The sequence below is a fragment of the Leclercia sp. M50 genome, from assembly GCF_037150775.1.
In the GTDB taxonomy this organism is placed as follows: Bacteria; Pseudomonadota; Gammaproteobacteria; order Enterobacterales; family Enterobacteriaceae; genus Enterobacter.
Genome location: NZ_JBBCPK010000119.1, coordinates 1 through 9895, shown reverse-complemented (window position 1 = coordinate 9895; position 9895 = coordinate 1). Strand labels below are relative to the sequence as shown.

Genomic DNA, 9895 nt, shown 5'->3' with positions numbered 1-9895 from the left:
GCCAGGTTTCCCTGCGTGCCGATTACGACTATCTGACTCAGGTTTACTCCCGCTCCGGGCTGTATGAGGCGCTTAAAAATGTTGAAGGGAAGCGCAAAAGCCCGCGGCTGACCGTCATGCTGCTGGATATCGACTATTTCAAAAGCATCAACGACAACTATGGTCACGAATGTGGCGATACCGTCCTGGCCGCTTTTGCGCACAAAGTGCAGGAGACGGTGGGCAACGCAGGGCTGGTGGCGCGAATGGGCGGCGAAGAGTTTGCTGTGGTGGTGAACTCCGCTTCAGCCGGGCAGGCATATGCTCTGGCGGAGCGTATTCGTACCACGGTTGAACAACATCCCTTTAACTGGCGGGGGCAGACGCTGTTTTTAACCGTCAGTATTGGTCTGGGCAGCGGAAGGTCGGAGCCGTCACAGCTCACAGAGGTGTTTAATCGTCTGATGACAGAAGCGGATGATTATCTGTATCGCTCGAAAAAAGCAGGCCGAAATCGTACCAGCGCCCGAATGACAGAGATAAAAACTACCGAACAGGCGGCAGCGCCTTCGGAACAGCTGTAATCGTTTGCCAGGGCGTGACCACGCCCTTCACCATATATTCACGAAACTGATAAATGCCTTGATACAAAATTTCAACGTCAATAATATAAAAGGGTGATTATATCGGAAAAATCGTGTGATGAACGGAACTGACAGACTCAGTAAATCCCCTCGCGTGCCTGGCAGTCGGTTTATCAAACGCATGTATCTGATGCGAATGCTTGGAACCTTCCTCTGCTTTATCCCTATTCTCTCCGTCCTGCTGGAACAGCAACGTTCCGTCTGGCTTATGGGATTGCTGGCTATCAACGCCTTTGTCTGGCCAACCCTGGCCTGGTGGCGCGCCCGGCGTTCTTCGACGCCGCTCCTTACCGAACATCAGAACCTGGTTTTAGACGCCGGGGCAGGCGGCTTCTGGATCGCCATGATGGCGGTCAATCCGCTGCCTTCCGTCGCCATTGCCACTATCTTACTTGCCGACCGGCTGGCGGCGGGTGGCTTCCCGTTGATGAAAAAGGCCGGGGCGGTGATGGTGGCGGTCTTTATGGGGAGCTGGCTGGCGCAGGGAATGGCGCTGGTGCCGTGGGTGTCGCAGCGCACTCTCTATGCCACGCTGCCGTTGATTGCTATCTATACCGTGGCGCTCAGCGTGCTCACCAACACTATCGCCGTGCGGCTGCGCTTTAAATCACGCGAGCTGGAGCGTATTGCGATGATGGATCCGCTGCTGGACATTGCCAACCGGCGTCTGCTGGAGGAGCGTATCGATCATGAGTTGCATAAATTGCAGCAAACCTGCCACGATTCGGCGCTGATGTTTATCGATATCGATAACTTTAAAGAGGTCAACGATCGCTACGGCCACAAGGTGGGAGATATGCTGTTGGTGACAGTGTCACAAATTTTGCATATCGCCAGCCGTCAGAGCGACACCCCGGCGCGACTGGGTGGGGACGAGTTTGTGATCCTGCTGCCCGATACCACCCTCGACGAAGCGCGGATAGTCGCTACCCGCATTATGGATGCGGCAGCGATTATCAGTGACGTCGCGGAAGAGGCGGTCCATTGCACAATGAGTATTGGCATTGCCTGCGCCACCCGGGAGATGGGAAATGTTACGGACTGGTTACAGGCTGCCGACGCCGCACTGTATCAGGCGAAACGCGATGGTAAAAACCGCATATTTGCCCACTAACTGGCCTCAGTATGCGCTAAGCTTTTAAAAAGCCTGACGTCCGGAGTCTGTATGAAATCACCCTCACTACCCAACAATGAAGCAAAGCGTCTCAGTGCCTTGCGTGAATCCGGGCTGCTTGAACCAGAAGATCACCCGACCTACGCGCGTATAACCCGGCTGGCAAGACGCGTGTTTGGCGTGCCGGTGGCGATGATCAATCTGGTTGACGAGCACGTTGTGGTCGTTAAATCCACCGATGGTGGCGACCCGACCAGCCTGCCGCGAAATCTCTCTTTTTGCGGCCATACCGTCCTTAGCGATGCACCGCTGGTGATCCCCGATACCCTGGACGATACCCGCTTTGCCGATAACCCCCTGGTCACCGACGATGATCCTATCCGCTTTTACGCGGGTTATCCGCTGCGTCTGCCCGGTGGGGCCGCGGTGGGATCGCTCTGTATTATCGATCACTATCCACGCCCTTTTTCGCCTTCTGACATTGAGGCGCTGGCCGACCTGGCGGCACTGGTGGAAGCGGAATTTGCCGCCGCCAGCGCCAGTATCACCGACCCGCTGACCGGGCTCTACAACCGCCGGGGCTTTCATCATCTGGCGACCTATGCCATTCGCGCTGCCCGCCGTCGGGCTGAGCCTTTAACCCTGGCCTGGCTGGATCTCGACCGTTTTAAGCAGATAAACGCCCGGTATGGCCGCACAGATGGCGACAACGCCCTGAAGGCGATGGCCGGTCTGCTGAGCTCCACCTTTCGTGAAGCCGACGTGCTGTCGCGCTACGGCGGGGATGAGTTTGCCATCCTGTTTGCGAACAGCGACGAAAAGGGGGCATGGATCGCTATGCAGTTTTTAACCGAACAGGCGGCGAACTGGAACGAGCATGCCGAATATCCGTGGGCACTCTCCTTTTCCTGGGGCGTGCGCGAGTTCGATCACGACCGCGACGATCTCAAGAGCTGGCTGACCACTGCCGACCAGATGATGTACTCCATGAAACAGCAGCGAGGTACCGGATGTTGAGAAGGGAGAAGTCAACCCCGCAGCCGTTCTGGTCTACAAATTCATATAGATCCTGTCACAATTCACACCGGAATTGATCAAAACAGGGGTTCGTGGTCGTAAAGTTTGATAAGTTATCGTACCAATCTTATCAGGCTGTATGACTAATCATTACAAGGACCCCATTGTGAACACACTAAACCGTCGTGATTTCCCCGGTGCTCTCTATCCTGAACGTATCATCCAGTTTGGTGAGGGCAACTTTCTGCGCGCGTTTATTGACTGGCAGATCGATCTGCTTAACGAGCATACCGACCTGAACGCCGGTATTGCGATTGTGCGCCCCATCAAAAGCGATTTTCCGCCTTCGTTGAGCACTCAGGACGGCCTGTATACCACCATCATTCGCGGCCTGAACGAGCAGGGCGAAGCGGTCAGCGACGCGCGTCTTATCCGCTCGGTGAACCGTGAGATCAGCGTTTACGATCAGTACGATGAATTCCTGAAGCTGGCGCATAATCCAGAGATGCGCTTTGTCTTCTCTAACACCACGGAAGCGGGGATCAGCTATCACGCCGGGGATAAGTTTGAGGATGCGCCTGCGGTCAGCTATCCGGCAAAACTGACCCGCCTGCTGTTCGAGCGTTTCAGTCATTTCAACGGGGCCGCCGATAAAGGCTGGGTTATCGTGCCGTGCGAATTAATTGACTACAACGGTGACGCCCTGCGTGAGCTGGTGCTGCGCTATGCTCAGGAGTGGGCGCTGCCTGCGGCCTTTATCCAGTGGATCAATGACGCCAATACCTTCTGTTCCACCCTGGTTGACCGTATCGTCACCGGCTATCCGCGCGATGAAGTGGCAGAGCTTGAAGCCTCTCTGGGCTATCACGATGCCTTCCTCGATACCGCTGAACACTTCTATCTGTTTGTGATCCAGGGGCCAAAATCGCTGGCACAGGAGCTGCGTCTCGATAAGCTGGCGCTGAACGTGCTGATTGTTGACGACATCAAGCCATACAAAGAGCGCAAAGTGGCGATCCTCAACGGCGCACATACCGCGCTGGTGCCGGTGGCATTCCAGGCGGGGCTGGATACCGTGGGTGAAGCGATGAACGACACCGAAATCTGCGCCTTTGTCGAAAAAGCGATTCATGAAGAGATTATTCCGGTGCTGGATCTGCCGCGCGATGAGCTGGCCTCGTTTGCCAGCGCGGTAACGGGCCGTTTCCGCAATCCGTATATCAAGCATCAGCTGCTGTCGATTGCCCTGAACGGCATGACCAAGTACCGGACCCGCATTCTGCCGCAGCTTCTGGCGGGGCAGCAGGCCAGCGGCAAACTCCCGGCGCGTCTGACCTTTGCGCTGGCGGCCCTGATCGCCTTCTACCGAGCAGAACGTAACGGGGAAAACTATCCGGTGCAGGATGACGCGCACTGGTTAACCCGTTTCCAGCAGCTGTGGACGCAGCATCATGACCAGCAGATCAACACCCGCGAGCTGGTGACAGCGGTGCTGAGCGTCAGCGAGCACTGGGAGCAGGACCTGACCCAGGTTAGCGGGCTGGTAGAACAGGTTGCGCAGGATCTGGATGCCATTCTGCATCAGGGCATGCGCGCTGCCGTCAAACCGCTCTGCTAAGCCATTGAGCCTCCCTCTCTCCTGACGGGAGAGGGGGAGCGCCCGCATAGGTTATCCTGACCGGTTACCTTTTTTAGTTACAACATACTTTAATCTCTTTTTATTTGAGCAGGATGAAACACCGTGCGGTCTGAACAGGCTTAGCAAAACGACAGCATTTTTTAACATACTTGCAACCGTGATAACGATCACGTTTAATAGTCACCGCTCTTTTTTCCCGATGAAGCTGACTATGATCGTTCGACCCCAACAGCACTGGTTGCGTCTTATATTTGTCTGGCACGGTTCCGTGCTGACCAAAATCTTTTCCCGCCTGTTCCTCAATTTTCTGCTCTCCATCGTGGTGATCCTGATGTTGCCCTGGTATACCTCGCTGGGCATCCGGCTGACGGTCGCGCCGTTCAGCATTCTTGGGGTCGCCATCGCAATCTTCCTCGGTTTTCGAAACAACGCCTGTTACGCCCGCTATGTTGAGGCGCGACAGCTGTGGGGGCAGTTGATGATTGCCTCGCGCTCCCTGTTCCGGGAAGTGAAGAACACGCTGCCGGACGATCCGGCGTTAGGGGAGTTTGTCCGCCTGCAGATCGCCTTTGCCCACTGTCTGCGCATGACCCTGCGCAAACAGCCCCAGGCCGGGCAGCTCTCAAAATACCTGTCAGCAGAGAACCTGCGGGCCGCGATGGACTCCAGCTCCCCGGCGAACCGCATTCTGCTGATCATGGGGGAGTGGCTGGCGGTAAGACGCCGCAATGGTGAACTGTCGGATATCCTGTTTCACAGCCTGAATATTCGCCTGAATGATATGTCCACCGTGCTGGCGGGCTGCGAGCGGATCGCCAATACCCCGGTGCCGTTCGCCTACACGCTGATCCTGCACCGTACGGTCTACCTGTTCTGCATCATGCTGCCATTCGCGCTGGTCAGCGATCTGCACTACATGACGCCGTTCGTCTCGGTATTGATTTCCTATACCTTTATCTCGCTCGATACCCTGGCGGAAGAGCTGGAAGAGCCGTTCGGCGTCGAGAATAATGACCTGCCGCTGGATGCCATCTGCAATGCGATGGAGATTGATTTGCTACAGATGAACGACGAGCAGGAGATCCCGGCGCGCAAACTGCCGGACAAGTATTACCAGCTGACGTAATTTCCCGGGTCATCGGGCCGCCTTTTGTATCGCAGTGTATCTGCGCGCGAGCGCGATACACCGCCTTGCAAAACGGCCAAATCTGCACATATTCGCCATACATCAGGGTGATGAGATAAGCAGGTCGAATAGCTGACCCGGAGAAACCACCATGATGAACAAACTGGCTTACTCAACCCTGGCCTTAACCCTCTCATTTGCCACCGTATCCGCCTGTCAGGCCGAGGCGGCAGGCAGCGATTATCACGCGGCCTTTAAGCAGATCCACCAGATTGACGTAGGCGATCTGAATATTGGCTATGTCGATATCGGGCCGAAAAACGGCGAACCGGTGATCCTGTTGCACGGATGGCCGTACGATATTCAGAGCTATGCCCAGGTGGCTCCCGCGCTGGCGGCAAAAGGCTACAGAGTGATCGTCCCGTACAACCGCGGTTTTGGCACCACACGTTTCCTCTCCTCTACCACCCCACGTAATGGCCAACCGGCGGCCATGGCGAAAGATGTGATTAACCTGATGGACGCCCTGAAAATCAAACGCGCGGTCTTTGCCGGTTACGACTGGGGCGCGAGAACGGCGGATATTGTGGCGGCGCTGTGGCCTGAGCGCGTGAAATCGCTGGTTTCGGTGAGCGGGTATCTGATTGGCAATCAGCAGGCGGGGGCGAAACCGTTGCCGCCGAAGGCCGAACTACAGTGGTGGTATCAGTTCTACTTCGCCACCGAGCGCGGTGAGAAGGGGTATGCGGCCAACACCCACGATTTTGCGAAACTGATCTGGACCCTGGCATCCCCCGGCTGGAAATTCAGCGATGCGACCTTTAACGTCAGCGCCAAAGCGCTGGATAACCCGGATCACGTGGCGGTGACCATCAGCAACTATCGCTGGCGTCTTGGGCTGGAGCGGGGTGAAAGCCGTTACGACAGCTATGAGCAGAAGCTGGCGGCCGCACCGACCATCAGCGTGCCCACCATCACCATCGAAGGTGATAACAACGGCGCACCGCATCCGGAGCCTGCGGCGTATGCGGCAAAATTTACCGGCAAGTATCAGCATCGCACCTTCACCGGCAATATCGGCCACAATCCGGCCCAGGAAGATCCGCAGGATTTCGTCAAAGCGGTGGTGGATGCGGACAAGTTATAAGCCAGCTATGCTATTTTTTTGCCCATCGCTGAAAAACAGGAGCTTAGGGTGGAGACAACCGATCACATTCTTGTCGTGGATGATGACAGAGATATACGCGAGCTGATCGTCGATTACCTGGTGAAGTCCGGCTATCGCGCCACAGGTGCGGCCAACGGCAAGGAGATGCGCGCCGTGCTCGACAGGCAGGCCGTGGATATGGTGGTGCTGGATATCATGATGCCGGGGGACGATGGCCTCACGCTCTGTCGCCAGCTGCGCAGCGGTCAACATAAGGATCTGCCGATTTTGATGCTGACCGCGCGCCATGACGATATGGATCGCATTCTGGGCCTCGAGATGGGCGCAGACGACTATGTGGTTAAACCCTTTGTGGCGCGTGAGCTGCTGGCGCGGATCAAAGCGATACTGCGCCGGTTTCGCACGCTGCCGCCCAATCTGCAGGTGACCGAAGCCGGACGGATCATCGCCTTTGGCGACTGGCAGCTCGACACCAGCGCCCGCCATCTGCTGGATGCTACCGGCACCATCGTGGCGTTGAGCGGGGCGGAGTACCGTCTGCTGCGGGTATTTGTCGATCATCCTCAGCGCGTATTAACCCGCGATCAGCTGCTTAACTTCACCCAGGGGCGGGATGCAGAGCTGTTTGAACGTTCAATCGATCTCCTGGTCAGCCGGGTGCGCCAGCGCTTAAATGAGGATGCGCGCACATCACTGTATATAAAAACAGTACGTAGTGAAGGCTATGTCTTTTCGATGCCCGTCAGCATTATTGAGGCCAAAGAATGAGGCTCTGGCCGCGCTCGCTCCATTACCGCCTGCTGCTGATTGTCCTGCTGGGGTTGCTGCTCGCCAATGGTCTGAGCCTGACGCTGGTGCTGGCCGAGCGTATGAGCAGCGCCCGGCACGTGATGCTCGGCAATCTGGAAGATGATGTTTCCACCAGCGTGGCGATTCTGGATCGACTGCCGGCCAATGAACGGGCGCAGTGGCTCCCGCGTCTTGAGAGGGGAAACTATCGTTATCTGTTGGGGCCAGGTGAGCCGGGGGCACCTCCGGCCGATGCCCGTTCACGGGATGCAGTCCGGACCCTGACGGAGACGCTCGCAACCCACTATCCGCTGCGCTTCACGGCGGTGCCGGGGCCGGTTTCGCACATTCAGGCCCACCTGACGCTAAGCGACGGCTCGCCGCTGACGCTGGATCTCACCCCCCGCATGCCCCCGGTCGCCCGCTGGCTGCCGGTGGTCTTTGTGATCCAGCTTTTGTTGGTGGTGATCTGCGCCTGGCTGGCGGTGCGCCAGGTGGTGCGGCCCTTTACCCACTTTACCCGGGCGGTGGACACGCTCGAACCCACCAGCCCCAATCCGCTGACGCTCACCGAGCAGGGGCCGCTGGAGGTGCGTCAGGCGGCGCGCGCCTTTAATGCCATGCAGGCGCGGATCCAGGCGTCGCTGAAGGAGAGGGCGCAGATTCTGGCCGCTATTTCCCACGATCTCCAGACGCCCATTACCCGTATGCGGCTGCGCGTGGAGATGGCCGATCAGCCGGATCTGCGCGACAAGCTCACCCAGGACCTGGACAGCATGACGCGTCTGGTGCGCGAGGGGATAGACTACGCGCGCTCGTCCGGCGTGGCGCCTGAACCGGTTCGTAATGTCGATCTTTATACCTTTATTGATACGCTGGTCTGTGACTACAGCGATACCGGCAAAAACGTGCAGTTCTCGGCGGCGAGAAACCACATGCCCTTTGCAACCCGTCCGCAGGCGCTGCACAGGATCCTCACCAATCTGCTGGATAATGCCCTGAAGTTTGGCGATAAGGCAGTGGTGACGCTGACGACAGGTGATAACAGGGTGCAGATTGCCGTGGAGGATAACGGGCCGGGTATTCCGGAGCATGAGCTGGCGGCGGTGTTGCAGCCCTTTTACCGGGTGGAGTCTTCCCGTAACCGGGAAACCGGGGGGACGGGGCTGGGGCTGGCGATAGCGGCACAGCTTACGGGGCAGTTGAACGGGGAGTTGCAGTTGGTGAACCGGGCTGAAGGGGGGCTTTGCGCACGGATAACGTTGCCGATGGTTTGATTTTGTGCCCTATCGCCGGGTGGCGGCGTTGCCTTACCCGGCCTACAACATAGCGATGCTAAAGCAATCGAATCATTACAGTAGGTTAAAAGACATACAGCGACGCCCGTGTCCGGCTGAAAATCGCTGAGGCGTTGACCGCAGGCCGGGGCGAGGCGCATGGACGCGCCGAGAGGGGGCGACCTACATGGATGTAGGATCGCCCCCGACCCGAAAGCCGGAGGGAATAAGCCGAAGGCACCGCAACGCGGCGATTTTCTTTGCCGGGAGCCGGGGTAGCCAGGGGGGAGGCGGCGAGCCCCCCTGGCACGTTCACCGGTTCCTTTGTACCAGAGGAGCAAGGAACGTAAGGTGAACGGAACCACCTCGGTAGCCACATGTATACCCGTACCCTTCATCACGCCAATTGTACCGCAATGTATCTCCGCTCAACGCCCATACATCACCTGACAAAAAAACCTATCCCTCAACACACCGCAAACACATCCCCACGCTGTAATGGCCTCACTATCAACTGGTAAGTGAGGTGTTTATGTTTCTTGTGACCGCATTTTTAGGCGGCATGGTCAGCCTGCTCAGCCCCTGCACGCTTCCCGTTATTCCTCTGCTGTTCGCCGGATTCCGCGGCCAGCGGCGTCAGCTTGTCGCTATGCTGTGCGGTATGGTGATAATGTTTACCCTGGTCGCCAGCCTGATTGCCGTCGCCAGTGACTGGGTGGTGAGCGCCACCATCGTGGGACGCTGGGTGGCGCTGGTGCTGCTGAGTCTCGCCGCCCTGGCGTTGATCTTCCCATCTTTAGCGCAGCGTATCGCCGGGCCAGCGTTACGCCTCGGCAATATGATCAATTCCCGGAGCAACTCTACCCGCGGCTTAGCCTCGGCGGTACTCGCCGGGCTGGCGGTCGGGCTGCTGTGGTCGCCCTGCGCCGGACCGGTGTTAGGGGCCATTCTCAGCCTGAGTCTTGCGGGACATAGCCCGATAGCCACCGGCAGCCTGCTGGCAGCGTATGGCAGCGGTTGTGCAGTGATGCTCGCGCTGCTTGGCTTCAGTGGGCAGGCGCTTATCGCCCGCCTGAAAGCCAAATCGGGTCTGATGGAGGGGCTGCGAAAAACCGCGGGGGTGGTGATGCTGATGTGCGTTG

At 57.8% G+C, this 9895-nt stretch carries 9 protein-coding genes; all 9 read left to right on the top strand.

Annotation, left to right across the window (positions count from 1 at the left end; genetic code table 11):
- Positions 1-563: GGDEF domain-containing protein (locus tag WFM46_RS20655; protein ID WP_336998410.1), on the top strand; the 563-nt coding region annotated here is incomplete at its 5' end.
- Positions 564-744: 181 nt separating this feature from the next.
- Positions 745-1737: a sensor domain-containing diguanylate cyclase gene (locus tag WFM46_RS20650; protein WP_159339322.1), complete on the top strand. Its 993-nt coding sequence runs from the start codon at positions 745-747 to the stop codon at positions 1735-1737.
- A 51-nt stretch (positions 1738-1788) separates the two neighbouring features.
- Positions 1789-2754, top strand: coding sequence for a sensor domain-containing diguanylate cyclase (locus tag WFM46_RS20645; RefSeq protein WP_103179577.1), 966 nt, complete (start codon positions 1789-1791; stop codon positions 2752-2754).
- Between the two features lie 166 nt (positions 2755-2920).
- Positions 2921-4372, top strand: a complete 1452-nt coding sequence (locus WFM46_RS20640; RefSeq protein ID WP_336998409.1) for a tagaturonate reductase — start codon at positions 2921-2923, stop codon at positions 4370-4372.
- A gap of 232 nt (positions 4373-4604) precedes the next feature.
- Positions 4605-5519, top strand: coding sequence for a bestrophin family protein (locus WFM46_RS20635; RefSeq protein ID WP_103179579.1), 915 nt, complete (start codon positions 4605-4607; stop codon positions 5517-5519).
- Between the two features lie 151 nt (positions 5520-5670).
- Positions 5671-6666, top strand: a complete 996-nt coding sequence (locus WFM46_RS20630) for an alpha/beta fold hydrolase (protein WP_336998408.1) — start codon at positions 5671-5673, stop codon at positions 6664-6666.
- A 48-nt stretch (positions 6667-6714) separates the two neighbouring features.
- Positions 6715-7455: a response regulator gene (locus WFM46_RS20625; protein WP_336998407.1), complete on the top strand. Its 741-nt coding sequence runs from the start codon at positions 6715-6717 to the stop codon at positions 7453-7455.
- Positions 7452-8753, top strand: coding sequence for an ATP-binding protein (locus tag WFM46_RS20620; protein WP_214421955.1), 1302 nt, complete (start codon positions 7452-7454; stop codon positions 8751-8753). The genes WFM46_RS20625 and WFM46_RS20620 overlap by 4 nt, the downstream gene beginning before the upstream one ends.
- Before the next feature lie 532 nt (positions 8754-9285).
- A partial coding sequence (locus WFM46_RS20615; RefSeq protein WP_336998406.1) for a cytochrome c biogenesis CcdA family protein occupies positions 9286-9895 on the top strand: 610 nt, incomplete at its 3' end.

Coding starts and splice junctions, on each gene's coding strand:
- WFM46_RS20650 (WP_159339322.1), top strand. CDS start 745: ATGTATCTGATGCGAATGCTTGGAACCTTCCTCTGCTTTATCCCTATT.
- WFM46_RS20645 (WP_103179577.1), top strand. CDS start 1,789: ATGAAATCACCCTCACTACCCAACAATGAAGCAAAGCGTCTCAGTGCC.
- WFM46_RS20635 (WP_103179579.1), top strand. CDS start 4,605: ATGATCGTTCGACCCCAACAGCACTGGTTGCGTCTTATATTTGTCTGG.
- WFM46_RS20630 (WP_336998408.1), top strand. CDS start 5,671: ATGATGAACAAACTGGCTTACTCAACCCTGGCCTTAACCCTCTCATTT.
- WFM46_RS20620 (WP_214421955.1), top strand. CDS start 7,452: ATGAGGCTCTGGCCGCGCTCGCTCCATTACCGCCTGCTGCTGATTGTC.